Annotated in this window: 24 protein-coding genes; 11 read left to right on the top strand and 13 right to left on the bottom strand. The window is 55.5% G+C overall.

Features of this window, described 5'->3' with window-relative positions; translation table 11 throughout:
- Positions 1-64 precede the first annotated feature (64 nt).
- The 8 genes from QMZ30_RS04490 to QMZ30_RS04455 are packed head-to-tail and all read right to left on the bottom strand — an operon-like array spanning position 65 to position 8006.
- Positions 65-1042: a ribokinase gene (locus QMZ30_RS04490; RefSeq protein WP_283226628.1), complete on the bottom strand. Its 978-nt coding sequence runs from the start codon at positions 1040-1042 to the stop codon at positions 65-67.
- Positions 1042-1935 carry an allose kinase gene (gene alsK, locus QMZ30_RS04485; RefSeq protein WP_283226530.1) on the bottom strand — a complete coding sequence of 298 codons (894 nt, stop codon included), beginning with the start codon at positions 1933-1935 and terminating at the stop codon, positions 1042-1044. The genes QMZ30_RS04490 and alsK overlap by 1 nt, the downstream gene beginning before the upstream one ends.
- On the bottom strand, positions 1932-2624 hold the full coding sequence (gene alsE, locus QMZ30_RS04480; RefSeq protein WP_283226627.1) for a D-allulose 6-phosphate 3-epimerase: 693 nt from the start codon (positions 2622-2624) through the stop codon (positions 1932-1934). The genes alsK and alsE overlap by 4 nt, the downstream gene beginning before the upstream one ends.
- Entirely contained in the window at positions 2624-3673 is a 1050-nt protein-coding gene (locus QMZ30_RS04475; RefSeq protein ID WP_039329723.1) for an ABC transporter permease, read from the bottom strand. Before QMZ30_RS04475 ends, alsE begins: the two co-directional genes overlap by 1 nt.
- Positions 3674-3689: 16 nt before the next feature.
- Positions 3690-4679: an ABC transporter permease gene (locus QMZ30_RS04470; protein ID WP_058973006.1), complete on the bottom strand. Its 990-nt coding sequence runs from the start codon at positions 4677-4679 to the stop codon at positions 3690-3692.
- Complete coding sequence (locus tag QMZ30_RS04465; RefSeq protein WP_283226626.1) at positions 4672-6177, bottom strand: sugar ABC transporter ATP-binding protein; 1506 nt, start codon at positions 6175-6177, stop codon at positions 4672-4674. The genes QMZ30_RS04470 and QMZ30_RS04465 overlap by 8 nt, the downstream gene beginning before the upstream one ends.
- Positions 6178-6179: 2 nt before the next feature.
- Complete coding sequence (locus QMZ30_RS04460) at positions 6180-7163, bottom strand: substrate-binding domain-containing protein (protein WP_039329719.1); 984 nt, start codon at positions 7161-7163, stop codon at positions 6180-6182.
- A 12-nt stretch (positions 7164-7175) separates the two neighbouring features.
- Positions 7176-8006, bottom strand: a complete 831-nt coding sequence (locus QMZ30_RS04455; protein ID WP_039329717.1) for a DeoR/GlpR family DNA-binding transcription regulator — start codon at positions 8004-8006, stop codon at positions 7176-7178.
- Between the two features lie 624 nt (positions 8007-8630).
- Between QMZ30_RS04455 and QMZ30_RS04450 the strand changes: the two genes are divergently transcribed.
- Positions 8631-9704 (top strand): DUF1176 domain-containing protein, encoded by a 1074-nt coding sequence (locus QMZ30_RS04450; protein WP_283226529.1) that lies wholly within the window; start codon positions 8631-8633, stop codon positions 9702-9704.
- An 87-nt stretch (positions 9705-9791) separates the two neighbouring features.
- Here the strand turns inward: QMZ30_RS04450 and ampH are convergent, their stop codons facing one another.
- The 3 genes from ampH to tal all read right to left on the bottom strand — a co-directional run bounded on the left by ampH (position 9792) and on the right by tal (position 14136).
- Positions 9792-10961, bottom strand: coding sequence for a D-alanyl-D-alanine-carboxypeptidase/endopeptidase AmpH (gene ampH / locus QMZ30_RS04445; RefSeq protein ID WP_039329713.1), 1170 nt, complete (start codon positions 10959-10961; stop codon positions 9792-9794).
- 145 nt (positions 10962-11106) lie between these two features.
- The gene (gene tkt / locus QMZ30_RS04440; RefSeq protein ID WP_283226528.1) at positions 11107-13116 is read right to left on the bottom strand and encodes a transketolase; all 2010 of its coding nucleotides are present in this window, start codon (positions 13114-13116) and stop codon (positions 11107-11109) included.
- A 69-nt stretch (positions 13117-13185) separates the two neighbouring features.
- Complete coding sequence (gene tal, locus QMZ30_RS04435; protein ID WP_039329710.1) at positions 13186-14136, bottom strand: transaldolase; 951 nt, start codon at positions 14134-14136, stop codon at positions 13186-13188.
- A gap of 329 nt (positions 14137-14465) precedes the next feature.
- On the opposite strand from tal, the gene maeB reads away from it, so the two are divergent.
- Positions 14466-16745, top strand: coding sequence for an NADP-dependent oxaloacetate-decarboxylating malate dehydrogenase (gene maeB, locus QMZ30_RS04430; RefSeq protein ID WP_058973002.1), 2280 nt, complete (start codon positions 14466-14468; stop codon positions 16743-16745).
- Between the two features lie 65 nt (positions 16746-16810).
- Here the strand turns inward: maeB and hemF are convergent, their stop codons facing one another.
- Together hemF and amiA are read right to left on the bottom strand one after the other, a co-directional pair.
- Positions 16811-17731, bottom strand: coding sequence for an oxygen-dependent coproporphyrinogen oxidase (gene hemF / locus QMZ30_RS04425; protein WP_283226527.1), 921 nt, complete (start codon positions 17729-17731; stop codon positions 16811-16813).
- Between the two features lie 47 nt (positions 17732-17778).
- Complete coding sequence (gene amiA, locus QMZ30_RS04420) at positions 17779-18636, bottom strand: N-acetylmuramoyl-L-alanine amidase AmiA (RefSeq protein ID WP_283226526.1); 858 nt, start codon at positions 18634-18636, stop codon at positions 17779-17781.
- 210 nt (positions 18637-18846) lie between these two features.
- Here amiA and QMZ30_RS04415 point away from each other — a divergent pair, with 210 nt between their 5' ends.
- The 9 genes from QMZ30_RS04415 (at position 18847) to cysM (ending at position 26498) form a co-directional block, all read left to right on the top strand.
- On the top strand, positions 18847-19272 hold the full coding sequence (locus tag QMZ30_RS04415) for a GNAT family acetyltransferase (RefSeq protein ID WP_034825851.1): 426 nt from the start codon (positions 18847-18849) through the stop codon (positions 19270-19272).
- A 7-nt stretch (positions 19273-19279) separates the two neighbouring features.
- Complete coding sequence (locus QMZ30_RS04410; RefSeq protein WP_283226525.1) at positions 19280-19741, top strand: DUF2919 domain-containing protein; 462 nt, start codon at positions 19280-19282, stop codon at positions 19739-19741.
- A 63-nt stretch (positions 19742-19804) separates the two neighbouring features.
- Positions 19805-20425 (top strand): RpoE-regulated lipoprotein, encoded by a 621-nt coding sequence (locus tag QMZ30_RS04405; protein WP_283226524.1) that lies wholly within the window; start codon positions 19805-19807, stop codon positions 20423-20425.
- 97 nt (positions 20426-20522) lie between these two features.
- Entirely contained in the window at positions 20523-21419 is an 897-nt protein-coding gene (locus tag QMZ30_RS04400) for a Dyp-type peroxidase (RefSeq protein ID WP_283226523.1), read from the top strand.
- Between the two features lie 325 nt (positions 21420-21744).
- A complete protein-coding gene (locus tag QMZ30_RS04395) occupies positions 21745-22761 on the top strand; it encodes a sulfate ABC transporter substrate-binding protein (RefSeq protein ID WP_283226522.1) in 1017 nt (338 codons plus the stop codon).
- Positions 22761-23594 (top strand): sulfate/thiosulfate ABC transporter permease CysT, encoded by an 834-nt coding sequence (cysT, locus tag QMZ30_RS04390; RefSeq protein WP_283226521.1) that lies wholly within the window; start codon positions 22761-22763, stop codon positions 23592-23594. The genes QMZ30_RS04395 and cysT overlap by 1 nt, the downstream gene beginning before the upstream one ends.
- Entirely contained in the window at positions 23594-24466 is an 873-nt protein-coding gene (gene cysW / locus QMZ30_RS04385; RefSeq protein WP_039329693.1) for a sulfate/thiosulfate ABC transporter permease CysW, read from the top strand. The genes cysT and cysW overlap by 1 nt, the downstream gene beginning before the upstream one ends.
- The gene (cysA, locus tag QMZ30_RS04380) at positions 24456-25544 is read left to right on the top strand and encodes a sulfate/thiosulfate ABC transporter ATP-binding protein CysA (protein ID WP_039329691.1); all 1089 of its coding nucleotides are present in this window, start codon (positions 24456-24458) and stop codon (positions 25542-25544) included. Before cysW ends, cysA begins: the two co-directional genes overlap by 11 nt.
- A 72-nt stretch (positions 25545-25616) precedes the next feature.
- Complete coding sequence (gene cysM / locus QMZ30_RS04375) at positions 25617-26498, top strand: cysteine synthase CysM (protein ID WP_283226520.1); 882 nt, start codon at positions 25617-25619, stop codon at positions 26496-26498.
- Positions 26499-26506: the final 8 nt, after the last annotated feature.

Here is a 26506-nt window from a genome sequence, read left to right as displayed (position 1 = left end):
CCGCCCATGGCCGCTATCGGGCGCGCCAAAGCACGCCAAGGCACGCCCCTACCGCATTGCGCTGCTACGGCGCAGGACTCAACTCTTCCGTAAATAACGGTTCTGGCACACACTCCGGATGCGCCTGCATGCGCGCCAGCGCTTCAGCGTAAGAAGGCATCGAATTGGCGGCACCCGAGCGCTCCACACACAGCGAAGCATAGGCCGAAGCAAACAGCGCCGCCTGCGGTAACTCATCACCGGACGCCAGCCGTGCAGCCAGTGCGCCGTTGAAGGCATCGCCCGCGCCAGTGGTATCCAGCGGCTGTGCCGGGAACAGCGGAATGCGCAGCGGCGGTTGTTCCGCATTCGAAAGCAGTGCGCCCGCCATGCCCAAGGTAATAATCACCTGACGCGCGCCTTTGCGATGCATCACTTCTGCGGCTTGCTGCGCGCTGGCGAAATCGGTGACTTTTACTCCGGTGATTTGCATCGCTTCGGTGCTGTTTGGCGTCAGCAGATCCACTTTCGCCAGCAGGGAGTCACTCACTTTTTGCCATGGCGCCGGGTTTAAAATCACAAAGGTTCCGCCTGCACGCGCATTGTCGATCATGCGCTGGATAGCGCTGAGGTTGTTCTCCAACTGCACCAGCAGAATATCAGCGGCGGCAACGGTGGGCTGGCAGCGTGACACTTCAGCGGCACTCACCGTGGTATTGGCGCCGGGATACACCGAAATCATGTTCTCGGCATCATCACCCGCCACGTAAATCAGGGCGTTACCGGTCGGCTTCTCTTTGCAGGTAAACAGCGTAATCGCATCAAAGCCGGTTTTTTCTAAGTGGCGGCGTGCAAAAGTGCCAAAATCATCGTTCCCCACTTTGCCGATGTAGTGCACGCGCGCCCCGGCGCGCAGGGCGGCAGTGGCCTGGTTTGCGCCCTTACCGCCGGGTCCCATCATACTCTGGTGAGCCGTCAAGGATTCACCCGGCATCGGGAAACGGTTCATCACCGCGACAACGTCGAGGTTGAATGAGCCAAACACACACACTTTTCCTTTCATCATGCACTCCTGAACAGGCGTTCTGCGGCCAGACAGGCGCCGCGACAGCCGGTGTGATCGGTGGATTGACTGAACACAATCTTCAAATTATCACGCGTGGCAGGCGGACGCAGATGCTGCTGAACCTGGCTGCGCAGCTGCGCCAACGGGAAGTCCGCCATCGCCAACACGCCGCCACCCAAAATCAGGTATTCCGGATCGAGAATGTTCATCTCGGTGGCGATAAGCTGTGCCAGACGGTAAACGAACGCCTGCAGCTCTGGATGATCGCCATGCTGGCTAAACAGCGCAGACATATCGGTCTGTGGCACGTTGGCCTTCGCCCATTGGCTCAGCCAGTGGCCTGACGTCAACGTCTCTGCACAACCCCGGTTGCCGCACGGGCAGGGGAGATCGTTACCGGCAATCGGTACGTGTCCCAGCTCACCCGCGCCGCCGTGTTGACCATGGTAAAACTGGCCGTTGATCCACAGGCTGTTGCCCATGCCGGTACCGGGATAAAGGCCGACGGCGATATCCGGTAACTGCTCCAACTGCATCAAATCCCACATCATCAGATGATTGACGTCTTTATCCATCGCCACCGGCACGCCAAGGCGTTCAGTGAGGATCGCGGCAACTGGCTGGTGATCCAGCGCCTGAATAAAGGGCAGCGAGATCACCTGCTGACGGTCGCGGCTGAGAATGCCCGGCAAGCCCAGCATCACGCCGTTCACCGGTTGTTGCTCTAACGTCTCGCCGATTAACTGCCCGAGTGCCGACAGGGCATCGGGTTGCTGCGCCCAGCTGGCCGTCGGCACTTTGCGGAAGCTGGACCATTCGCGTCCCTCTTCCATCAGCTGCAGACGTGTACCGGTGCCGCCAATGTCGATACCGAGCCAGCGTTTTTTCATGCGGACACCTTGCTCAGGCCCTGCGCTTCATCAATGCTGTCGCGCATCATGTCCCAGGCGGTCGCCAGATCGTTGTGAATATTGAACAGGCCAGAGGTGCCGACAATCAGCACTTCCGCGCCCGCACCCACCAGCGTGTTATAAGTGCGGGTATTACAGGAGCCATCGATCTCGATCAGATATTTGTGGCCGTGCTGCTGCTTCAGAGCTTTCAGCTCCTGCACTTTCGCCACCATCTCCGGGATAAACGGCTGACCTGCATAGCCTGGATCAACTGTCATCACGGTGATCTTATCCAGCAGGTGAATGTAGTGGTGGATAAACGACACCGGGGTCGCCGGGTTCAGCACCACACCCACTTTCTTGCCGAAACTGCGAATCAGGTTAATCACGCGGAACGCATCACGGTTGATGGTTTCGGCGTGCGGGCAGATGTAGTCTGCGCCGGCTTTGGCAATCACTTCGATAAAATCAGTCGGGTGTTCCACCATCAGATGGACATCCAGCGCCACTTTGGTGTGTGGACGAATCTGTTCAATAAAGAACGGCGACAGCGTGATGTTCTTAACGTAATGACCGTCCATGATGTCGATGTGAAGGAAGTCCGCGCGGGAGTCCAGCACTTCTAACTGGTGCTTGATCTCCATCAGATTCATACACATCAACGACGGGGAGACTTGAATACGCATCATACTTCCTTCTTTTCGGTCAAAGGGTTAAGGGCCGCGGCTAACTTGCTGAGCTTTACGGCGCGATGTTCATTAAAACGAGCTTTAAATTGTTTGAAGGCCAGCACCACAATCAGCACGGCACCCCACATCGCCAGGCTGACATGCTGGCTGATGTTCATCAGGTTGAATCCGGTGGAGAGCACTTGCAGCGCAATCAGCGCCAGTACCACACCGGTGACGCGGCCAAAACCCCCATTCGGGTCGGTGCCGCCGAGAATAATCGCCAGTACCGTCAGCAGCAGGTAGGCATCGCCGTAACCCATGCGGGCCGAGTTAAAGCGCGCCATCATGATCAATCCGGCCAGCACACACAGCAGGCTGGAGATCACGTACACCAGAATCACCATGCGGTGGGTGTTGATGCCGCTGAACCAGGTGGCGTTGATATTGCTGCCGCCCATATAGATGCATTTACCGGCGCGGGTTTTGCCTAAGAACAGCGCCAGCAGCGCGGCGGCAATCAGAAACACCCACAGCGGCAGCGGCATACCCAGCAAGGTGTTGGAGCCGAGCGCTTGCACAATCGAGGGCATACCGCTAACAGCTGCGCCTTTGGTCAGCCAGATACCGATGCCGTTGAGCGTCATCATGGTCGCCAGCGTCACCAGAATCGGGTGGGCACCAATCCGCGTCACCATTACGCCGGTGATCACGCCGATGAAGGCAGCAATCACCATCGCGCCGATGATGGCGATAAACAGCCACAGCAGTTGCTGGCCGGTGCCTGCATCAGCGGGCAGGGCGCTCATCAGCGTCCAGGCAATAAACAGCGCCGTCAGGTTAGCGGTGGCGATGATCGCCAGGTTCAAACCGCCGCTCAGGATGGCAATAAACATCGCCAGCGTGAGCAAACCGAGTTCTGGCAACTGGAACGCCATACTCATAAAGGTGGAGTCCGTCATAAAACGACCCGGCAACATGATGGTGAAGATCGCCAGCGCCAGCGCAATCAGTAACATCAGGCCGATATTGGTGCCGTCCGGACGCAGAGAGGAGAGTGATTTCATTTGCATGCCCTTTCGGTCAGACGAAACTGACGTCAGTTTCTTTACGTTTTTTGTAGTGCGTCACGGCAATCGCCACCATGATCACGCCGCCGACGACGATGTTCATGAAGTAGTTCGAGACGCCAATCAGGTTGAGGCCGTTCTTCAGGATGGCGATCAGGAACACGCCCATCAGCGTGCCACTCACCGTGCCTTTGCCGCCCATCAGGCTGGCACCACCAAGCACCGTGGCCGCCAGAACATCTAACTCGCCGCCGACTAACGCATTCGGCACCACTTCACCCATGCGATACACCTGCACCAGCCCGCCAATCGCGGCCATCGCACCCAGCCAGCCGTAAGCGAAGACGTGAATCAGACCAACGCGGATGCCGATGCGACGTGCAGATTCAGCATCGCCACCCACCGCATACAGCTGACGGCCGAGGTTGGTTTTGTTCAACAGCAGCGCGGTCAGTCCGGCAATCACCAGCATGGTGACCAGCGGCAATCCAATCTGGAAACTGTTGCCCTGCCAGGTAAAAGGCAGCACGCTGCGCAGGGTGATCCACCAGTCCGGCAGTGAGTAGAGGCTTTTTCCGCCGGTGACCCACATCAACAAACCAAACAGCAGCGACTGCATACTGATGGTGATGATGATCGACACCACGCGCAGTGAGGTAATCAGCAGGGCGTTGATCACCCCGAACAGCGTGCCGCACACAATCGCCAGCAGAATGCTCAGCAGGGCGTTATCAAACTGGAACTGCACAAACAGCGTGGCGATCAGGTACTGCACCACCGACGCCACCGCTGCGAACGAGATATCGATGCCGCCGGTGACCAGCACCAAAAACAGCCCGAGGGCAAAGATGCCGGTGACGGCGTAGCTTTCAGCCAGATCCAGCAGGTTCTGCACTGTCAGAAATTGATCGCTGGCCACCGAGAAGAACAGGATGAAAGCCAGCAGTACCCACGCCAGCCAGCCTTGGCTGGAGTGCGGGCGCAAACGAGAAAAATCAGGCATTGATCACCTCCGCCAGCTGTTGTTGCTCAACGGTATCGGGTTGGTATTCGGCATGAATGGTGCCATCACGGAAGTGCAGAATGCGGTCGCAGTTGTACCAAACCTCAGGCACTTCATCGGAAATCAGAATGATCGACAGACCTTCTTTCGCCAGCTCGTGGATCAGTTGATAAATGCTGGCTTTGGCACCGACGTCGACGCCCACGGTCGGGGAATCAAGGATCAGGATGCGTGGCTGCGTGAGCACCCATTTCGCCAGCACGATCTTTTGCTGGTTACCGCCAGACAGGGTGGAGATCGCCAGATTGGGATCGGCCACGCGCACGCCGAGCTGTTGAATCCATTGCAGGATCAGCTTGTTTTTGCGGTATTCGTCGATGATGTGGAAACGGTTTTGCAGCTTATCGAGGATCGGCAGCACCATGTTGTCGGCCACCGACTGCTGCTGGACCAAGCCCAGCGTCAAGCGGTCTTCGGAGACATAACCGATGCCCGCTTTGATGGCATCTTCATGACCACGGAAGCGCACCGGCTTGCTATCGAGCCAGATTTTGCCGCTGTCCGGTTTGGTCATGCCAAACAGTGAGAGTGCCAGTTCGGTGCGGCCGGAGCCAAGCAGGCCACACAGGCCCAGAACTTCGCCTTGATAGAGTTTGAAATTGACGTCGTGATACTGTCCGGCACGTGTCAGGTTATCCACTTCAAGAATGGCACGGTCGGCATTGCGGGTTGGCGCTTTCAGCTGATAGTCGAGTTTCAGACCGGTCATCAGCTCGGTGAGATGGTGTGGCGTCATCTCTTTGGCTGGCCAGCAGCCCATTTTGCGCCCGTCGCGGATCACCGTCACGCGGTCGGAAATTTCTAACACTTCATCCAGACGGTGGCTAACAAACACCACGCAGATGTTTTTGTCTTTCAGATAACGCACGGTGCGCAGCAACTGATTCACTTCGGTACGGGTGAGAGAAGCCGTTGGCTCATCCATAATCACCAGACGCGCATCGGCGACCAGTGCTCGGCATATCGCCACCTGCTGGCGGGCCGCAATCGACAGCGCCGAGACTTTCTCATCCAGATCGAGGTCAAACTTGAGTTCTTCAATAATGCGCGCAGCGGTCTCGCGCAGCTTCGCTTTGCGATGCCAGCCGAGCAGGCCATTGAGGTTATGCTCAAAGGCGATGTTCTCGGCCACGCTGAGATTCGGGAACAGCGACAGATCCTGATAAATCACCTGGATGCCGAAGTCACGCGCCTGACGAGTCGTCAGACGCGGGAAGCTTGGGCCATCACCCAGCGTAATACGGCTGCCACTGTCCGGGGCGTGTACCCCGGAAATGACTTTGATTAAGGTGCTCTTGCCACAGCCGTTGGTGCCAGCGAGACAGTGCACTTCGCCAGCCAACAGGCTTAGCGAGATATCGCTCAGTGCGCGGTTGCCACCAAATGTTTTCGACAGGTTGTCGAGCGCAATCAGCGTCTGTGGGATCACCTCTTTCATCATTACAGCCCCATTTTCACCAGTTTTGGCAGGTTTTCTTTGTCCAGGCTTTCGGTGTTGTTACCGAGGATGGTGTGTGTCGCCTCGTCAACTTTCACTTTGCCCAGCCCCTCGATGGTCATGCCATCGGTAATTGGCTCTTTCTTCTGCATCATGTCGGCGATACGGATAAACACTTCACCGGCGGTTTCTGGGTTCCAGATGTAGCCACCTTTAATCGCACCACGCTGCACCAGCGAAGCACCCTGACCCGGGCTAAAGGCACCAATCACGCACACCTGATCGATTTTGTTGCGATTCATCACCGCGCGACCGGCACCAATCGGGCCTTGAGAACCAAACGCCATGATGCCTTTCAGATCCGGGTACTTGGACATCAGCTCGTTGGTGGTACGAATCGAGTCATCCAGCGATTCGCCCACGCCGAATTTGTCGGTCACCATCTGCATTTTTGGGTAGTGTTCTTTCTGGTAATTCAGTGCGGCATCGGTCCACTGCTGATGCAATGGCACGGTCAGGCTGCCAACGTACATGGCGTATTTGCCTTCCTCATGCATGCATTTCGCCAGAGCTTTCATATGGTTGATGCCGTGGGTTGGCGCATCCACCAGTTCGAAGTCCCAGTTGGCCCCTTTCTGATCGGGTGATTCGTGGGTGATGACCTGAATTCCGGCTTCACGTGCTCGTTTCAGCACCGGCTCCAGCACTTTCGGGTCATTTGGCACCACGCCGATGATGTCGACTTTCTGCGCGATCAAATCCTCAATAGCACGCACCTGTAACGCCGGGTCCGCAGCCGTTGGGCCCACCATCCATGCATCAATGCCGCGTTTTGCCGCTTCACTTTTGATGCCCGCTTCCATGGCGTTGAACCAGGGAATACCGCCAATTTTCACCACGATGCCCATGCGCAATTTATCGGCAGCGTGCGCGCCAGTGGCGGCAAACAGGGCGAGGAGAGAACAGGCGATAAGATGTTTTTTCATAAAGACTCCGAATTAATTTTTTATTAGCTGCATTGAATTGGTGCGCTGTGAGCAATCAATAATATTGACGCCGTTCCAGGCTAATTCTTGTTCCAGCTCTTTGTCTTTTATTTGGTCAGTGATGAGAAAGTCCACATCGCGATAATGACAAATACGCGCGAATGAGGGTCGCAGAAATTTACTGGCGTCCAGCAACAGATGTTTTCTTTCTGCTGCTAATAGCATTTGCTGTTTTAAATGTGCGTTGTTTTCGTTACCTTCACGTAAATAACCGTCATTGCCTAAACTGCTACAGGAAAAAAAGATCTTATTGATCTGGAATTCCCGTAAAGGCTGCTCAGCGACCACGCCATGGAAATCTTCATAACGGTCAGAATACTCTCCCCCTAAGCAGATGGTGCGGATGCTGCCGCGTGCGGCAAGGGTCTGCACGATTCTGATAGAGTTGGTTAACACCGTTAATTCAATATCCGGTAGCTGTCGCGCTAAATACCAGCAAGTGGTGCTACTGTCGAGTAATATACAATCGCCGGGGCTGATGAAATCGAGTGCACGTTTGGCTATCGCCATTTTTGCATCTACATGTTCATTCATTCTCTGGCGGAAAGATAATTCATACTCGTTAACACCTCTCGTATTCCCCTGAATGTTAGCGGCTTGTCGTTTTGCTGGTACTGCACCGCCGTGGCTACGTTGCAACAGCCCACGTTTCTCCAGCTGAGTTAAATCACGACGAATGGTTTCCTGAGAAACCTGACACAACGTGACTAATTCAGCGACAATAACCCGACCATTTAAATTAAGTTCGTCAATAATTCGCTGCTGTCTTTCAATCGGCAACATAACTGCCCTCCGATGGTGATAAATTACTGGATACCGCAGCGGGAAAATGTGGACTGCGCACGAGTCCGCAGTGACCAAAATGCCCAGAGGTATTAGGGTGATATGGGTCAGGTTTTTATGTAAATCAGATCTTAATTTTTCATGGTGAATGAGATCTGATTCACATAAATACGCATATAAGCGCTCAATGAAGGGATCGGTAGCCAACAACTATTACCGCGGTAAAATACCTTAACATGACCGTATGTGACCGTTTGTGTGTATTTGACCGATTTGTGATCCCAACACAATTATGTTGTTTACCGAAGCGGTGCGATTCATCGCATGCCTCTTAACGCTGTGCAGATGACAAACGCGCAATGAATTGCGCCGCTGCATAGAGTTAATTCCTGTATTGGCGGACATCACCCGCACAAACCGCAATAGTCCGACGAATCCGATTGAGCAGAATTCGGTCGAAAAGGAAGATGAAGGTGTAGAGTCATCCGGCCTTAGATCGCCTCAGGCGACGGCTTTTTCAGCAGTTAACCTTACTTTTCGGGCCAGCTCACAGTTTGGGCCTGCTGACAGCGTTGCCGTTGCGCTATGATTTTCTTTCCAGGAATTTGGGGACCGGTTTTTTTAATGTCGTATTGGATGAAGTCGCTGCTTTTGTTGCCTTTTATGTTTGTCGCGTGCGTTCAGGCTGATCCACTGCAAAAGTCATTTTCTGACTGGCAGCTCACCTGCAACAACGCGGCTTTTTGCGTGGCGCGCAGCTTTCCCGGTGACAACGGATTAGTGATGACCGTCTCACGTCATGCTGGCGTTAACGATCGCCCGCTTCTGCGTATTGATTACGGCAGCGGATACAGTGGCGAACTGCCCGGCGGTACACTGAAAGATAACCTGCTGCTGGATCAGCGTCGCTTGACGCCAGACCTTAAACACTGGTCGGTTGAACCGCATCATCTGGCCACCAGTAATGCCGTGGCCATTGACGAGTTTCTGGCACAAACGCTGGATGCCAACAATCTGCAGCTGACCTATCAAGCCAAAGCCACTATTCCTTTAAGCGGCATGAAAGCGGCACTGCTGTTGATGGATGAAGTGCAGGGCAGGGTGAACGGTGGCAGTGCATGGGTGAAGCGGGGAGATCGGGCGCAGTGGGATGTACCGCCGCCGCCTCAGCCACCTCAATTGCCCACGCCGTTACCACAACCCGCGCCACTAACCCAAGATGAAACCGCCGGGTTAATTGACTATGGCACCTGGCGCGTCAATACCGATAACTGCTCGCTCGATCCGCTGCGGCGAGAAGTGACGGTGGCACCGCTGACCGACACGAAAGCGTTGATCTTAGTCAGCTGTGAAACCGGCGCTTACAACGTGATTGATCTGGCGTTTGAAGTGACGCGCAGCCAGCCTTATGTGGCGCGCGGATTGATGCTGAACTTGCCCTTTACGCCGCCATCACGCAGCGACAATCAGATGGAGTTGGTCAACGCGGAGTTCGATGCCAGCAGTGGCCTGCTGTACACCTTCAGTAAAGGGCGTGGTTTGGGAGACTGCGGCGTAGCGACCCGTTGGCAGTTCAATGGCAACGAATTTGTGCTGGCCGAGTATGCCGAAGAGAAAATCTGCGATGCCTGGCATAGCAGTGAGGACTGGCCAACGTTATGGGTTAGCCAGTCGCAGAATGCGGTTCAGTCGCGTTAAAGCTGCTCGGTATGCATAAAGCGCACCCTACGAAAAACCGCCTGGGTTTTTAGGGGCGCCATTTATGGCAACTGAAACACAGGTTTCTTAACGAATCGCTTGCACCGTCATCGGTGAGCCGTTCTGGTTACCGACCAGTTCGGCCAGCAGGTTATTCACGCCATCACTCATCGGAGTAAAGCGTGACAGCGGTGAACGTGTCACCACCACAAACACCCCAACATTGTTCTGCGGCACCATCGCCATATAGGTAATGAAGCCACCGCCGCCGCCGGTTTTCTCGATGATGCCAGGACGGCCCTCTTTTGGCCCCATATACACCCAGCCCATGCCTAACGCATCAGCGCGTCCTGGCACATCCATGCCTTCGACTTTGGTCAGTTGGTCGCGACGATAGATCAGCGTTTGCAAACGATCAATCTGTGGCGTGCGATGATTGACTGCCGAGTTCAGGAACTGCTGCATCCAGCGGCCCATGTCATCAGGTGTCGAGTAAACGCCACCGCTGCCCACCGCTGCCAGCGTATTGTTGCACGGACTGGCCCCTTTTTCTGGGATCATCAGACGTTGGCACTGATCCGGTGACGGAGTAAAAGTGGTGTCTTTCATGCCCAGTGGGCGCGTCACCAACTGCTGCAACAGCGCCGGGTAGGGCATCCCGCCGGCTTTCGACAGGGCATCGCCCAGCAGATCAAAACCCAGGTTAGAGTAAGACGCTTGGGTGCCCGGCGTGGCCTTCAACTCGGCGCCACGCAGCCATTGCCAACGGTCGGCTTTGGTTGGCCAGACAAATACCGGACGATGCGGTTTGCCGCCAGGTTGTTCGCGCGGCAGGCTGCCGGTGTGGGTGGCAAGGTTGATCAGGCGAATCGGCTGGCCGTTATAACTTGGGACACGTGCGCCAGGAGGCGCATATTTACTCAGCGGATCGTCAAGACGGATCTGACCGCGCTCGGCCATTTTCACCATCACTTCGCTGGTCATTAGCTTGCTCAACGAGGCAATACGAATCACTGAATCAAGCTGGGGGCGGACATTATTGCCGGGGCTGGTATCACCAAAGCTGGCGAACACGCGCTGATTGCCATCAATCGCCACCAATGCCATACCGGTTGCACCGCTGCCATAGAAAATGTGCTCGGCATAACGATCAACGATCTGAGAAGCCAGCAGCGGATCGGCGGCGGTCTGCGCCATGCTTTTTAATGGAAGCACTGAAACCATTAAGGCCAGTAAAAAAGGAGTACGTTTTTTCAACGGGAAAGCGTCCGCAACAGGAATCGGAGGAAAGCCTATAGTAATCAGTTTGCGCGGTGCGGGAAGGGGGAAAGTGGGATTTTTTTCTGTATCAGGCTGTGATCAAAAAACGGCCCGTACGTTGGTCAACGCCGGGCCGGATCGATTAGTGCGGCTTGAGTAACGCTTCGGTGTGACTCACGATATTTTCCACGGTAAAGCCAAACTCCGCGAACAGCTTACCGGCCGGTGCTGACTCCCCGAAGGTGGTCATCCCGACAATCGCGCCATCCAGACCGACATATTTGAACCAGTAATCGGCGATGCCCGCTTCGACTGCCACGCGCGCTTTCACGCTCGAAGGCAGCACGGATTCACGGTAAGCCGCGTCCTGCTTATCAAACACATCCGTGCTTGGCAGGGAGACCACGCGGATTTTATGGCCGTTGGCACCCAACTTATCCGCCGCCCCCAAGGCGATTTCAATCTCGGAACCGGTGGCAATGATGATAGCTTCCGGCGTGCCGTCGCAATCCTGCAGGACATATCCGCCTTTGGCGATATCGGCCACTTGGGCCTTGCTCCGCTCAGGTTGCAGCAGGTTCTGACGTGACAGAATCAGCGCTGTCGGGCCATGGTGACGCTCGACGGCCGCTCTCCATGCCACGGCGGTTTCCACCTGATCACAAGGACGCCAGACGCTCATATTCGGCGTGACGCGCAGGCTGGCAAGTTGCTCAACTGGCTGGTGTGTTGGGCCATCTTCACCCAAACCGATCGAGTCATGGGTATAGACCAGCACCTGGCGCGCCTTCATCAATGCGGCCATGCGCACGGCGTTACGCGCGTACTCAACAAACATCAGGAAGGTGGCGGTATAAGGAATAAAGCCGCCGTGTACGGCAATCCCGTTGCCAATGGCCGTCATACCAAATTCACGCACGCCGTAGTGAATGTAGTTACCGGCAATATCCTCTTTGATCGATTTCGAGCCTGACCAGATAGTGAGGTTGCTCGGCGCGAGGTCAGCGGAGCCACCCATCAGCTCAGGCAGCAGTTTGCCATACACTTCCAGAGTGTTTTGCGAAGCTTTGCGGCTGGCAATTTTTTGCGGGTTCGCCTGTAGCTGCTCAACAAAAGCCTGAGTTTCATCTGCCCACTTGGCGGGCATACCGCCGTCGAGGCGGCGGCTGAACTCTTTAGCGAGATCGGGGTGTGCAGCCTGATAGGCAGCGAATTTTTCATCCCAGGCTTTTTCTCGCTGACTGCCAGCTTCTTTCGCATCCCACTGTTGGTAAATCTCTTTCGGAATTTCAAATGGGGGATAATGCCATCCCAGTTTCTGGCGCGTTAACGCCACTTCCTGCTCGCCCAGCGCCGCACCGTGCGACTCTTCTTTACCGGCTTTATTCGGCGAGCCAAATCCGATGATGGTGCGGCAGATAATCAGTGACGGTTTGTCCGTGACACTCTGCGCCTCTTTAATGGCGGCGGCGATGGCCTCTGGATCGTGCCCGTCAATGCCTTCAGCACTGCCGACTACGTGCCAGTTGTAGGCTTCAAAGCGCTTGTGGGTGTCATCGGTGAACCAGCCTTCGGTTTCACCATCAATCGAGATGCCGTTGTGATCATAGAAGCCAATCAGTTTGCCGAGGCCAAGGGTGCCCGCCAGGGAACTGACTTCGTGCGAGATGCCCTCCATCAGGCATCCATCGCCCATAAACACATAGGTGTAGTGATCGACAATGTCGTGGCCTGGGCGGTTAAATTGCGCCGCTAACGTGCGTTCAGCAATCGCCATGCCCACCGCATTGGCGAGGCCCTGACCGAGCGGTCCGGTGGTGGTTTCAATGCCTGGCGTATAGCCCAGCTCTGGATGACCCGGTGTTTTCGAATGCAACTGGCGGAAGTTTTTCAGCTCTTCCATCGGCAGGTCATAACCGGTGAGGTGCAGCAGGCTGTACTGCAACATCGAACCGTGGCCGTTGGAGAGAATGAAGCGGTCGCGGTCAGCCCACGCCGGGTTATTAGGGTTGTGTTTGAGGACATCGCGCCATAACACTTCAGCGATATCCGCCATCCCCATCGGCATGCCAGGGTGACCTGAATTTGCTTTTTGTACCGCATCCATACTCAAAGCACGAATCGCGTTAGCCAACTCTCTGCGTGAAGACATAGGGTACTCCGTTTTGATTGGGCAATTGAGGACGAGCAGACGCTCGTCCGGCATGAGAAGTTTTGTTGCTTACAGACGTGAAGCCAGCACATCTTCCAGTTTCTGCTGGTCGATGGCGAATTGACGTATACCGTCTGACAATTTTTCTACCGCCATCGGATCCTGATTATGCTCCCAGCGGAACTCTGCTTCGGAGAGCGGTGCCGGCTGGTGGAAGCCTTCGGTTGAGGGTTCCAGCTTGCGCTCCAGCGGTGCATCGCTGTTCGCCAGCTCTTCCAAAAGATTCGGCGAGATAGTCAGGCGGTCACAGCCAGCCAGTGCCTGAATCTGTTCTACTTTACGGAAGCTGGCGCCCATGATCACTGTGCTGTAACGATGCTTTTTGTAGTAATCGTAGATACGGCGCACCGATTTCACGCCGGGATCTTCATCCACCACATAAGGGTCGAGAGGTTTACGGCTGTTGTACCAGTCATATATACGGCCGACGAACGGTGAAATCAGGAACACGCCCGCTTCGGCACAGGCCCGCGCCTGAGCGAAAGAGAACAGCAGCGTCAGGTTGCACTGAATGCCATTTTTCTCCAGCTCTTCAGCGGCTTTGATCCCTTCCCAGGTGGATGCCAGCTTGATCAGGATGCGAGAGCGGTCGATGCCATTCTCTTCATACATCCGTACCAGTTTTTCAGCTTTGGTGACACACATGCCACGATCGAAGGAGAGGCGCGCATCCACTTCGGTCGAAACACGGCCTGGTACGCTTTTCAGAATTTCCATACCGAGATTTATCGCCACTTTGTCGCTGGCGTTGATGATTTGTGTCTCTTTGCTGCCACCCTGTTTTTTTGCATAGTCGATGGCATCATCAATCAGGTGTTTATAAGCGTCGAGGCCGGCAGCTTTCAGAATCAATGAAGGGTTGGTGGTGGCGTCTTCCGGATGGTATTGGCGAATGGATTCGATATCGCCACTGTCCGCCACCACGGTGGTGAACTGTTTCAATGCATCTAGCTGGTTCATTGCTTAACTCCTTGAATAGCAAATGTATGGGCAACAGAGCCGTGCCCTTTCCTGTTGAGTCGTGGCCCAACACAGTGCTACAGACGTTGCACGAAGAAAATGCGTTTTCTCTGATTGTGGCGACGAAGTGCATCTGTGACAGATGGGGTGGCCTGATCGGTTCAGCAACGCGTTTTGCCATCCTTAATGATAGCAGGCTGAGCCAAAGCCGCAGGCGAAGCCGTAGCAATCTGTGCCCTTGAGACTGTGCGTTCTTTGAGCGCCTTCACCCTCTTTTGTGCCGTTGATTCCTATACTGGTGGCTTCTCAGCTGCGCAAAAGGATGCCCAATGGACGATCAACTCAAGCAAAGCGCTCTCGATTTTCATCAATTCCCCACGCCCGGAAAAATTCAGGTTTCCCCGACTAAACCCCTCGCGACACAACGTGATCTGGCGTTGGCCTACTCGCCCGGCGTGGCAGCACCGTGCCTGGAAATTGCCGCCGATCCGCTGGCGGCACATAAATACACCGCACGCGGCAACCTGGTGGCGGTGATCTCCAACGGTACGGCGGTGTTAGGTTTGGGCAATATCGGCGCGCTGGCGGGCAAGCCGGTGATGGAAGGCAAGGGTGTGTTGTTTAAAAAATTCGCCGGCATTGATGTGTTTGATATCGAAATCGATGAGCTGGACCCGGATAAGCTGATTGAGGTGGTCGCCGCCCTGGAGCCAACATTTGGCGGGATCAATTTGGAGGATATCAAAGCGCCGGAGTGCTTTTACATTGAGCAGAAGCTGCGTGAGCGGATGAAAATTCCGGTGTTTCACGACGATCAACACGGTACGGCGATCATCTGTACTGCGGCGGTGCTCAACGGACTGACTATCGTTAAAAAGGCCATCTCGGATGTGCGGCTGGTGGTGTCAGGTGCGGGCGCCTCGGCGATTGCCTGCCTGAACTTGCTGGTGGCGTTGGGCATGCAGAAGCACAACATTGTGGTCTGTGATTCCAAAGGGGTGATCTACCGCGAGCGTGAACCGAACATGACGCCCACCAAAGCCGAGTATGCGATAGCGGACAACGGGGCGCGCACGCTGGATGAGGTGATTGGCGGCGCGGATATTTTCCTCGGCTGTTCCGGCCCCAAAGCGCTGACGCCAGAAATGGTGCAAAAAATGGCGCAAGACCCGCTGATTCTGGCTCTTGCTAATCCTGAACCGGAGATCATGCCGCCGTTAGCGAAACAGGTGCGACCGGACGCGATTATCTGCACCGGACGTTCCGATTTCCCCAATCAGGTCAACAACGTGCTCTGTTTCCCATTCATCTTCCGTGGCGCGCTGGATGTCGGTGCTACTGCGATCAATGAAGAGATGAAACTGGCGGCGGTGCACGCCATTGCCGCGCTGGCGCAGGCGGAACAGAGTGATGTGGTGGCATCCGCTTACGACGATCAGGATCTGAGTTTCGGTGCAGAGTACCTCATTCCCAAGCCTTTCGATCCGCGCTTGATTGTGCAAATCGCACCCGCTGTTGCCAAAGCAGCGATGGAATCGGGCGTGGCAACCCGACCGATTACTGACTTTGATGCCTATCGTGAGCAGCTCACCGAGTTCGTCTACAAAACCAACCTGTTTATGAAGCCGATCTTCTCGCAGGCACGAAAAGATCCGAAACGGGTGGTGATGGCGGAAGGGGAGGAGGTGCGCGTGCTGCACGCCACGCAGGAGCTGGTGTCGTTAGGTCTGGCAAAGCCGATTTTGATTGGCCGCCCGAATGTGATTGCCATGCGTATTCAGAAACAAGGATTAAAAATCGAGGCCGGTAAAGATTTCGAGATCGTGAATAACGAGTCGGACCCACGCTTTAAGGAGTACTGGAACGAGTATTACCAGATCATGAAACGGCGTGGCGTGACACCGGAAACCGCGCAGCGTGCGGTGATCGGCAATCCGACGTTGATCGGTGCCATCATGGTGCATCGAGGAGAAGCCGACGCGATGATTTGCGGCACTATTGGCGATTATCGTGAGCATTATGATGTGGTGGAGAAAGTGTTTGGCTTCCGCGACGACGTGAAAGTGGCGGGGGCGATGAACGCACTGCTGCTGCCAAGCGGCAACACTTTCCTGGCGGATACCTATGTGAATGAGGACCCCAGTGCAGAGCAGTTGGCGGATATCACCTTGCTGGCGGCAGAGACGGTGCGCCGCTTTGGCATTGAGCCGCGTGTGGCGCTGCTGTCGCACTCCAGCTTCGGTACGTCGAATGCACCGGGTGCGCGTAAGATGCGTGAAGCGCTGGCGCTGATTCAAAGCCGGGCTCCGGAGTTAGAGATAGATGGTGAGATGCACGGTGATGCTGCGCTGGTGGAGAGTATCCGCCGAGAGTTGATGCCCGATAGCCCGCTCAAAGGCACCGCCAATCTGTTGATCATGCCAAACGTTGAAGCAGCGCGAATCAGCTACAACCTGCTGCGCGTGTCGTGCTCGGAAGGGGTGACCGTTGGGCCGGTATTAATGGGCATCAGTAAGCCGGTGCATGTGCTGACGCGTATCGCCTCGGTGCGGCGCATCGTGAATATGGTGGCGTTAGCGGTGGTAGAGGCGCAGACCGAGCCGTTGTGATTAGCGCAATAAATTGCGCCGCTACGGTGTACCCCCTTTGTAGCGGCGCGATTTATCGCGCGATGTTATTTTTCTAATCCCAGCCAATCCTTCACCGGCAGGAAATCGCTGTACAGCGCGGCTTCCGGCGTCCCCGCTTCTGGCTGGTAATCATACTCCCAGCGCACCAGCGGCGGCATCGACATCAAAATGGATTCCGTGCGCCCGCCGGTTTGCAGGCCAAACAGCGTGCCGCGATCCCACACCAGATTGAATTCAACATAGCGCCCGCGACGATAAAGCTGGAACTGGCGCTCGCGTTCGCCCCAAGGCAACGGTTTGCGCTTAGCAACAATGGGTAGGTAAGCATTCAGATAACCGTTGCCGACCGCCTGCATAAAATCGAAACAGTGATCAAAATCTGGTGTATTGAGATCGTCGTAAAACAGCCCGCCGATGCCGCGCTGCTCATTACGATGCTTTAGATGGAAATAGTCATCACACCACTTTTTGTAGCGAGCGTAGACGTCTTCGCCAAACGGCTGGCACAGATCAAACGCCGTTTGATGCCAGTGCAGCGCATCTTCCTCGAAACCGTAATAGGGGGTGAGATCGAAACCGCCGCCGAACCACCACACCGGATCGGCACCGGGTTTCTCGGCAATAAAGAAGCGCACGTTGGCGTGGCTGGTGGGAATGTACGGATTTTCCGGGTGGACAACGAGGGACACGCCCATGGCTTCAAAACTGCGGCCTGCCAGCTCGGGGCGATGTGCCGTTGCAGAGGCGGGCATCTGATCGCCATGCACGTGCGAGAAGTTGACGCCAGCCTGCTCAAATACCGCGCCGTTGCGCAGCACGCGGCTGCGTCCGCCGCCACCACCTGGTCGCTGCCAGTCATCTTCGGCGAAGGTCGCCTGACCATCGGCTGCCGCCAACTGGGCGCAAATTTCATCCTGAAGCGTCAATAAGAACGCTTTGACGCGGGAAATATCGGGATTGCTCATGGGTCACTCGTTCCGGAAATTTGCCGCGATTCTATCACAGGAAAAAGCTACGCCTGGCGACGATCGTATTCGTTGAAGTAATTGACGATGCCATCGGCAATCGCGCTGGCAATTTTCTGGCGGAATGCAGGGGTGCCCAGCAATTGCTCTTCACGCGGGTTAGTAATGAACGACGTTTCCACCAGCACCGAGGGGATAGATGGCGACTTTAACACTGCAAATGCCGCCTGTTCGGTGTGCTGGCTGTGCAGATGGTGTACCGGGCGAATCTGATCCAGCACGTGTTTACCCAGCGTCAGGCTGTTGCGGATGGTGTCGGTCTGCACCAGATCAAACAGAATCTGGTTCAGATAATTATCCTTTTCCTGCACTTCCGCGCCGCCGACCTTATCGGCATCGTTTTCACGCTGCGACATATAGCGTGCCATAGCGCTGCTCGCTCCTCGGTTGGAAAGCGCAAACACCGAAGCGCCATTGGCATCTGGGCTGGTGTAACCGTCGGCGTGGATTGACATAAACATGCTCGCACCGTGTTGATGGGCGATCTCTACACGCTGATACAGCGGGATAAAGTGATCGCTGTCGCGCGTCAGTCGCACCTCAACTTTAGGGTGATTTTGCAGCAGCGTGCGTACCTGGTTGGCAATCGCCAGTACCACGTGTTTCTCTTCAGAACCCTCCTCGCCAACAGCGCCAGAATCGATGCCGCCATGGCCGGGGTCGATCATCACGATGCGTTTACCGCTGGTCGACGGTTTCGGGGGCGTGTGGCTTTTACTAATGCGTAAATCGGCGCTCTCTTCTTTTGCCATCACGGCACGCGGCGACAGCACCGCCAATGCTAAACCAGACAGAATCAACTGACGGCGATTGGTCAGGCGCTTCAACAGTGAAATCTTACTCATTATGGTGTCCCTGACAGAAAATCCTGCCCAGTGTTATATCGTAACAATTGCCTCGCGGCGACCTCACAACCATTTCAGCGCATTACTTTGTATTACACCGTACTAACAGCAATTTAGCCGTTTTTTTCCCCCGTTGCGCGGTGTGAGGGTTGCGCCAGGCAAATAATGCGTGATAATCAGCGAATTGTGCCTAACCGCAGGGTAACGTCGATGGAAATCCGCTCTTTCCGCCAGGAAGATTTTGAAGAAGTGATCACGCTCTGGGAGCGTTGCGATTTGTTACGTCCGTGGAACGATCCGGAACTGGATATCGAACGTAAAATGAACCACGACCCGGAACTGTTTCTGGTGGCGGAAGTCGGTGGTGAAGTGGTCGGCACGGTGATGGGCGGGTACGACGGCCACCGGGGTTCGGTCTATTATCTGGCGGTGCATCCCGATTACCAGGGACGGGGTTTTGCCAACGCGTTGATGAATCGGTTGGAGAAAAAACTGATTGCGCGCGGCTGTCCGAAAATCAATCTGATGGTGCGTGAAGAGAACGATCAGGTGCTCGCCTTCTATGAAAAACTCGATTATGAGCCAGTAGATTCCGTGCTGTTGGGTAAACGCCTGATTGAAGATCGCGAGTACTAAGCTACCGATGATGGGGCTGAAATATTTACCCGAAGAGTACGATGCAAAAGGGCAGCTACGGCTGCCGTTTCTTTTCTGGTTGATTCTCTTATTACAGGCGCGTACCTGGCTGTTACTGGTGATGGCCGGTGCGTCACGTCAACAAGGCAACGATTTACTGGCGCTGTTTTATCCCGACCGCCAGAGCTTCTGGCTCGGCTTAGCGTTGGGCATTCCCGCCGCGCTGGGTTTATTGTTGACCGGTTATCGTCAACGCTGGCCTCGCCTGTGGCAGAGCTGGCGGCAGGTGTTAAGCGCTTCGCTGTTCATTAGCTTGCTGTGGCAAGGCTATGGGCTGTTGCAAGGCGCGTTTCCAGATTCGCCACTGCCGTTGCTGTTGACGCTGTTTGACCTGCTGGCATTGGTTTGGCTACAAGCCCATCAACGTTTACGTGACTGTTTTCTGCCGGAACATCAACATCTCGAATAAACTTTTTGCCGCTTTGCGACTCCAACAGGCACGCCAGTCGGCACAGAAGATCAAGGAGTATTCATGAAAGTTGTTCGTCCCGCACTGCTGGTCAGCGCGCTGATACTGGCGGGTTGCGCCAGTTCGGGTTCCTCTTCACCTTCCAGCGCCAGCGAAAGCCATTGGTACAATCCGCTGAGCTATCACTGGTCAGCACTGAATCCGATGAACTGGTTTGGCGGTTCATTAAACGTGACAGAGCAGGGTGTGGCAGGGTTGAGCAGCACCACGCCGATGACGGAAGCAGCGATCGGTAAAGCGCTGAACAATGATTTCCAACTGCGTCAGGGCATGCGTACGCAGAATGGCCAGGTTGTCGATTTCTGGCAGGCGCTGGATGACGGCAAAGTGAAGCTGGTGATTAACGGGCAGAGCAGCGTTGAGCGCATCGAAGTGATGGATGCCGATGCGAAAAGCGCCGATGGCAGCAAAATCGGCGATCTGTTTAGCGCCAAATTCAGCAAAGCGTTCGATAACTGCAAACTGGCCGCAGGGCTGGATGCGCGTGACGTGGAGTGCCGTGCACCTGGCAGTCAGCACATCGCTTACGTTTATAGCGGTGAATGGCACGGCCCGGAAGGCCTGATGCCCTCAGACGACACCTTAAAAAGCTGGAAGATCAGCAAAATGGTCTGGCAGCGCTAAGCGAAAAAAAGTTGCGTTAACGCACAATCACTGTGTGGCTTTCCGGTATGATACAGGCGAAAAAAACGTCCTAACTTTCATGCCGGAGAGCAGTGCAATGTCTCAATGTCAGAGCGGGATCCTACTGGAACACCGCCGTTTCGCCATTTGGCTTGAAGCCCGTGTCACGGGCGACCTCGATGCGCTGCGCCTGGGCAGCCAGTCCTTTTTGCAGCAATTGGCAGCACTGCAACAGACCTTCACCGATGCGGGATTAGGCGCGGTGATCGCCTTTGGTGATGCGCTGTGGCGCGACCTGCAAGGCCAGACTTCTGCTCCTGAGCTAAAAGCCTTTGCGCCATTGGGTAAAGGCATTGCGCCTGCGTCGCAACGCGATCTGTTAATCCACATTCAGTCGTTGCGTCATGACGTGAACTTCTCGCTGGCGCAAGCCGCGTTAGAGGCTTTTGCCGGTGCGGTAACGATTGAAGAAGAGACGCACGGGTTCCGTTGGGTTGAAGAGCGCGATCTCTCCGGCTTCGTGGATGGCACCGAGAACCCGCAGGGCGAGGCGCGCCAGCAAGTGGCGATTATCGCGGAAGGTCCAGACGCGGGCGGCAGCTATGTGTTCACCCAGCGCTGGGAGCACAACCTCAAACTGTGGAATCGCATGGCCGTTGAGAAGCAGGAAGCGATTATTGGCCGCACCAAGGTGGATAACCAAGAGTTGCCCGACGACCAGCGCCCCGCGACATCGCATCTCAGCCGCGTTGATCTCAAAGAAGAGGGCAAAGGATTGAAGATCCTGCGCCAAAGCCTGCCTTATGGCACCGCCAGTGGCACGCACGGTTTGTACTTCATCTCTTACTGCAACCGTCTCCATAACATTGAACAGCAGTTGCTGAGCATGTTCGGCGAGCGCGATGGCAAGATGGATGCGATGCTGCGCTTCACCAAACCGGTGACCGGTAGCTACTTCTTTGCGCCATCGATTGAAGCGCTGCAGGCGTTATAACCTCACTAAACAAAACGTAACGGCGCGATTCATCCGTCAATAAGTCGTAGCGGCGCGATTTATCGCGCATAACGACAGCAGCGGTAGGGCTGGAAGGCACGCAATAAATTGCGCCGCTACGGCTCGTGCTTTAATCATTTCAGACACACGCCTGCGACAAACTTCTCATTACCGCTTGATGCATAAACTCTCCCGCCGTCTTATGCCTTTTTAGACTTTGAAATCCCCAAACGATATATAAAACCGTTACAGCTTTGCCCTGAGTTATAAATACACTGACAGCATCTAATGGCATTGGCGCTATCGCCGAATTTCAGGGTGCAGCATGACACTTCCGATTGCGAAAAAATGGATGAGCGGAATCGCCTTGTCACTGGCGTTAGCCGGTGCAGCGCAGGCAACAGAGCTGCTGAACAGCTCTTACGACGTCTCGCGCGAGCTGTTTGTTGCCCTGAATGCCCCGTTTGAACAGCAGTGGGATGCCGCGCACCCTAATGATAAGCTAACGATTAAACAATCACATGCCGGGTCATCAAAACAGGCACTGGCGATTTTGCAGGGCTTGCGTGCGGATGTGGTCACCTACAACCAGGTTACCGACGTGCAGGTGCTGCACGACAAAGGCAACCTGATCCCAGCGGACTGGCAAACACGCCTGCCTAACAACAGTTCACCGTTTTACTCCACCATGGCGTTTTTGGTGCGCAAAGGGAATCCCAAGCAGATCCATGACTGGGCCGACCTGGCACGCGATAACGTCAAGCTGGTATTCCCGAATCCAAAAACCTCAGGCAACGGTCGCTATACCTACCTCGCAGCGTGGGGCGCAGCCGATCAGGCCGATGGCAAAGATAAAGCCAAAACCGAAGCTTACATGACGAAGTTCCTGAAGAATGTCGAAGTGTTTGATACCGGCGGGCGCGGCGCAACCACTACTTTTGCCGAGCGTGGATTGGGCGATGTGTTGATCAGCTTTGAATCGGAAGTGAACAATATCCGCAATCAATACAGCAAAGATGAATACGAAGTGATTGTGCCAAAAACCAATATTCTGGCGGAATTCCCGGTGGCGTGGGTCGATAAAAACGTCGAGCACAACGGCACGGCCGACGCGGCTAAAGCTTACCTGAATTTCCTCTATTCCCCAGAGGCGCAGAAAATCATTACCGGTTACTACTATCGTGTGAACAATCCACAACTGATGGCGGAGCAGAAAGATCGCTTCCCGCAGACCGCGCTGTTTAACGTGCAGGACGCGTTTGGCGGCTGGGAAAATGTGATGCAAACGCATTTCTCCAGCGGTGGTGAGTTGGATAAATTACTGGCAGCGGGGCGCGGTTGATGTTCGCCTTATCGCAAAAACGCGTGTTACCCGGCTTCGGTTTGAGCCTGGGCACCAGCCTGCTGTTTACCTGCTTGATCTTGCTGCTGCCGATCAGCGCTCTGTTGATGCAACTCTCCAACATGACGCTGGCGCAGTATTGGGATGTAGTGACCAATCCACAGCTGATTGCGGCTTATAAAGTCACGCTGATTTCAGCCGGTGTGGCCTCCATTTTCAATGCATTCTTTGGCATGTTGATGGCCTGGATTCTAACGCGTTACCGCTTCCCTGGCCGTGCGCTGCTGGATGGCTTAATGGACTTGCCGTTTGCCTTACCCACCGCCGTGGCCGGTTTAACGCTGGCAGGCTTGTTCTCGGTGAATGGCTGGTATGGCCAATGGCTGGCGCACTTTGACATCAAAGTCTCTTACACCTGGCTGGGCATTGCCGTGGCGATGGCGTTTACCAGCATCCCGTTTGTGGTGCGTACTGTACAGCCGGTGCTGGAAGAGTTGGGTCCGGAATATGAAGAAGCCGCGGAAACCCTCGGTGCTTCACCGTGGCAGAGTTTCCGCCGCGTGGTGCTGCCTGAAGTGGCTCCGGCGCTGTTAGCGGGTACGGCATTATCCTTTACCCGCAGTCTCGGCGAGTTTGGTGCGGTTATCTTCATTGCGGGCAACATCGCGTGGAAAACCGAAGTCACTTCGCTGATGATTTTTGTTCGCCTGCAAGAGTTTGATTACCCAGCGGCGAGTGCCATTGCCTCGGTGATTATGGCCGCTTCGCTGCTGTTGTTGTTTGCGATTAACACCTTGCAGAGCCGCTTTGGCCGCCGCTTAGGAGGCCACTAATGGCGGAGATTTCACAGATTAATCAGGCCGACCGTCAGCCGATCAACTGGGGTAAGTGGGTCTTGATTGGCATCGGTGCGCTGGTATCGATTCTGCTGTTGGTTGTGCCGATGGTGTCGATCTTCTGGGAAGCGCTCAGCCAAGGCCTGGTCGCCTCGCTGAATAATCTCAAAGATGGCGACATGCTGCATGCCATCTGGCTGACCATTCTGGTGGCATTAATCACCGTGCCGGTCAATCTGGTGTTTGGTACCTTGCTGGCGTGGCTGGTGACACGTTTTACTTTCCCCGGCCGCCAACTGTTGCTGACGCTGTTTGATATTCCGTTTGCCGTGTCGCCGGTGGTGGCGGGGCTGATGTATCTGCTGTTCTGGGGCATCAACGGTCCGGCGGGCGGTTGGCTGGATGCGCACAATATCCAGATTATGTTTGCCTGGCCGGGCATGGTGCTGGCCACTATCTTCGTCACCTGTCCGTTTGTGGTGCGTGAACTGGTGCCGGTGATGTTAAGCCAGGGCAGCAATGAAGATGAAGCCGCAGTGCTGTTAGGTGCATCCGGCTGGCAGATGTTCCGCCGTGTGACGCTGCCGAATATCCGTTGGGCGCTGCTGTATGGCGTGGTTCTGACCAATGCCCGTGCGATAGGTGAGTTTGGTGCGGTCTCGGTGGTCTCGGGATCGATTCGCGGTGAGACCTATACCTTACCGCTTCAGGTTGAATTACTGCATCAGGATTACAACACCGTAGGCGCGTTTACCGCCGCCGCGCTGCTGACCCTGATGGCAATTGTAACGCTGTTTCTGAAAAGCGTGGTGCAGTGGCGGTTAGAGCATCAGCAGAAGCGCCAACAGGAGGAAAATCATGAGCATTGAGATCAAACAAATTAACAAATCGTTTGGCCGCACACCGGTGTTGAACGACATCTCTCTGGATATTCCTTCCGGCAAGATGGTGGCGCTGCTGGGCCCGTCGGGTTCCGGTAAAACCACGCTGCTGCGCATTATCGCTGGCCTGGAACATCAAAACAGCGGGCAGATTCATTTCCACGGTAATGATGTGAGCCGCATCCATGCGCGCGATCGTCAGGTCGGTTTTGTGTTCCAGCACTATGCGCTGTTCCGTCACATGACGGTGTTTGACAACATCGCCTTTGGCCTGACCGTGCTGCCGCGCCGTGAGCGCCCCTCTGCTGCGGAAATCAAACAACGCGTCACGCGTTTGCTGGAGATGGTGCAACTCGCCCATCTCGCTAATCGCTTCCCGGCTCAGCTATCGGGTGGACAGAAACAGCGTGTGGCGCTGGCACGTGCGTTGGCGGTGGAGCCGCAAATTCTGCTGCTCGATGAACCTTTTGGTGCGCTGGATGCCCAGGTACGTAAAGAGTTGCGCCGCTGGTTGCGCCAGTTGCATGAAGAGCTGAAATTCACCAGCGTGTTTGTGACACACGACCAGGAAGAAGCGATGGAAGTTGCGGATAGCGTGGTGGTGATGAGTCAGGGCAACATCGAGCAAGTCGGCACGCCAAATGAAGTGTGGCAAGAGCCGGCAACCCGCTTTGTGCTGGAGTTCCTTGGCGAAGTGAATCGCTTCGACGGTGAAGTGCACGGTTCGCAGTTCCATGTGGCCGCACACCGCTGGCCGCTGGGGTACACGCCTGCGCATCAAGGTGATGTTGAACTGTTCCTGCGCCCATGGGAAGTGGATGTATCACGCCAGAGCAGCCTGGAAACGCCGTTGCCAGTGCAGGTATTAGAAATCAGTCCGCGCGGTCACTTCTGGCAGTTAGTGGTACAGCCAAGCGGCTGGCAGGGCGATGCGTTCTCCGTGGTGTATGACGGCGACCATACTGCCCCGATTCGTGGCGAACGCCTGTTTGTCGGCCTGCAGCAGGCTCGACTCTACCATGGCACTACGCCACTGCGTCCGGTTGCCTTTGCCGAAAGCGCCTGATATTTTTGACACTCCTTCGGGCGGGACTTTCCCGCCCGATTTCTTTGCCTCTCTTCTGTCTGGAATCAAACCGTGACCACACTGGAAAATACTATCGGCAATACGCCGTTGATCAGGTTGCAGCGCCTGACGCCCGATAACGGCAGTGAGATCTGGTTAAAGCTGGAGGGGAATAATCCGGCCGGTTCGGTCAAAGATCGTGCCGCCTGGTCGATGATTCATCAGGCAGAGTTACGCGGTGATATTACCCCCGGCGACCAGTTGATTGAAGCCACCAGCGGCAACACCGGCATCGCGCTGGCGATGATTGCGGCGATGAAAGGTTACAAGCTGCGCCTGCTAATGCCCGATAACATGAGCCAGGAGCGGCAGGATGCGATGCGTGCTTACGGTGCTGAGTTGGTGCTGGTGACGCGTGAGCAAGGCATGGAGGGGGCGCGCGATTTGGCGCAAGAGATGGCCGATCGCGGTGAGGGCAGGGTGTTGGATCAGTTCAATAACCCCGATAATCCACTCGGCCACTATCTCACCACCGGCCCGGAGATATGGCAGCAGACGCACGGTCGGATGACCCATTTTGTGTCCAGCATGGGCACAACCGGCACCATCACGGGTGTCGGGCGCTACTTGAAGGAGTTCGCGCCTGCAGTACAAGTGATTGGCTTGCAGCCGCAGGAAGGCAGCAGTATTCCTGGCATTCGCCGCTGGCCAGAGGCGTATCTTCCCGGCATTTTCCGCCCGGAGCTGGTGGATGACGTCATTGATATGGCGCAGCAGGAAGCCGAAGAGACGATGCGGGCGTTAGCCCAGCGTGAAGGTATCTTTTGCGGCGTCAGTTCCGGTGGTGCAGTGGCTGGCGCATTGCGTGTAGCGGCAGCGCATCCCGGCAGCGTGATCGTGGCGATTGTCTGCGATCGCGGTGACCGTTATCTCTCCACCGGCGTGTTCCACTGATTTCAGCC

The sequence above is a fragment of the Pantoea sp. EA-12 genome (genome assembly GCF_030053355.1).
Lineage (GTDB): Bacteria > Pseudomonadota > Gammaproteobacteria > Enterobacterales > Enterobacteriaceae > Pantoea > Pantoea vagans_C.
Note: the sequence above shows the minus strand (reverse complement) of the source record. Positions and strands in the feature narration are given on the sequence as shown.

Coding starts and splice junctions, on each gene's coding strand:
- QMZ30_RS04470 (WP_058973006.1), bottom strand. CDS start 4,679: ATGCCTGATTTTTCTCGTTTGCGCCCGCACTCCAGCCAAGGCTGGCTG.
- QMZ30_RS04410 (WP_283226525.1), top strand. CDS start 19,280: ATGATGGGGCTGAAATATTTACCCGAAGAGTACGATGCAAAAGGGCAG.
- maeB (WP_058973002.1), top strand. CDS start 14,466: ATGGACGATCAACTCAAGCAAAGCGCTCTCGATTTTCATCAATTCCCC.
- QMZ30_RS04490 (WP_283226628.1), bottom strand. CDS start 1,042: ATGAAAGGAAAAGTGTGTGTGTTTGGCTCATTCAACCTCGACGTTGTC.
- QMZ30_RS04465 (WP_283226626.1), bottom strand. CDS start 6,177: ATGAAAGAGGTGATCCCACAGACGCTGATTGCGCTCGACAACCTGTCG.
- alsE (WP_283226627.1), bottom strand. CDS start 2,624: ATGCGTATTCAAGTCTCCCCGTCGTTGATGTGTATGAATCTGATGGAG.
- QMZ30_RS04450 (WP_283226529.1), top strand. CDS start 8,631: ATGTCGTATTGGATGAAGTCGCTGCTTTTGTTGCCTTTTATGTTTGTC.
- tal (WP_039329710.1), bottom strand. CDS start 14,136: ATGAACCAGCTAGATGCATTGAAACAGTTCACCACCGTGGTGGCGGAC.
- QMZ30_RS04460 (WP_039329719.1), bottom strand. CDS start 7,163: ATGAAAAAACATCTTATCGCCTGTTCTCTCCTCGCCCTGTTTGCCGCC.
- alsK (WP_283226530.1), bottom strand. CDS start 1,935: ATGAAAAAACGCTGGCTCGGTATCGACATTGGCGGCACCGGTACACGT.
- QMZ30_RS04400 (WP_283226523.1), top strand. CDS start 20,523: ATGTCTCAATGTCAGAGCGGGATCCTACTGGAACACCGCCGTTTCGCC.
- cysW (WP_039329693.1), top strand. CDS start 23,594: ATGGCGGAGATTTCACAGATTAATCAGGCCGACCGTCAGCCGATCAAC.
- QMZ30_RS04405 (WP_283226524.1), top strand. CDS start 19,805: ATGAAAGTTGTTCGTCCCGCACTGCTGGTCAGCGCGCTGATACTGGCG.
- hemF (WP_283226527.1), bottom strand. CDS start 17,731: ATGAGCAATCCCGATATTTCCCGCGTCAAAGCGTTCTTATTGACGCTT.
- QMZ30_RS04455 (WP_039329717.1), bottom strand. CDS start 8,006: ATGTTGCCGATTGAAAGACAGCAGCGAATTATTGACGAACTTAATTTA.
- QMZ30_RS04475 (WP_039329723.1), bottom strand. CDS start 3,673: ATGAAATCACTCTCCTCTCTGCGTCCGGACGGCACCAATATCGGCCTG.
- tkt (WP_283226528.1), bottom strand. CDS start 13,116: ATGTCTTCACGCAGAGAGTTGGCTAACGCGATTCGTGCTTTGAGTATG.
- cysT (WP_283226521.1), top strand. CDS start 22,761: ATGTTCGCCTTATCGCAAAAACGCGTGTTACCCGGCTTCGGTTTGAGC.
- QMZ30_RS04415 (WP_034825851.1), top strand. CDS start 18,847: ATGGAAATCCGCTCTTTCCGCCAGGAAGATTTTGAAGAAGTGATCACG.
- amiA (WP_283226526.1), bottom strand. CDS start 18,636: ATGAGTAAGATTTCACTGTTGAAGCGCCTGACCAATCGCCGTCAGTTG.
- QMZ30_RS04395 (WP_283226522.1), top strand. CDS start 21,745: ATGACACTTCCGATTGCGAAAAAATGGATGAGCGGAATCGCCTTGTCA.
- cysA (WP_039329691.1), top strand. CDS start 24,456: ATGAGCATTGAGATCAAACAAATTAACAAATCGTTTGGCCGCACACCG.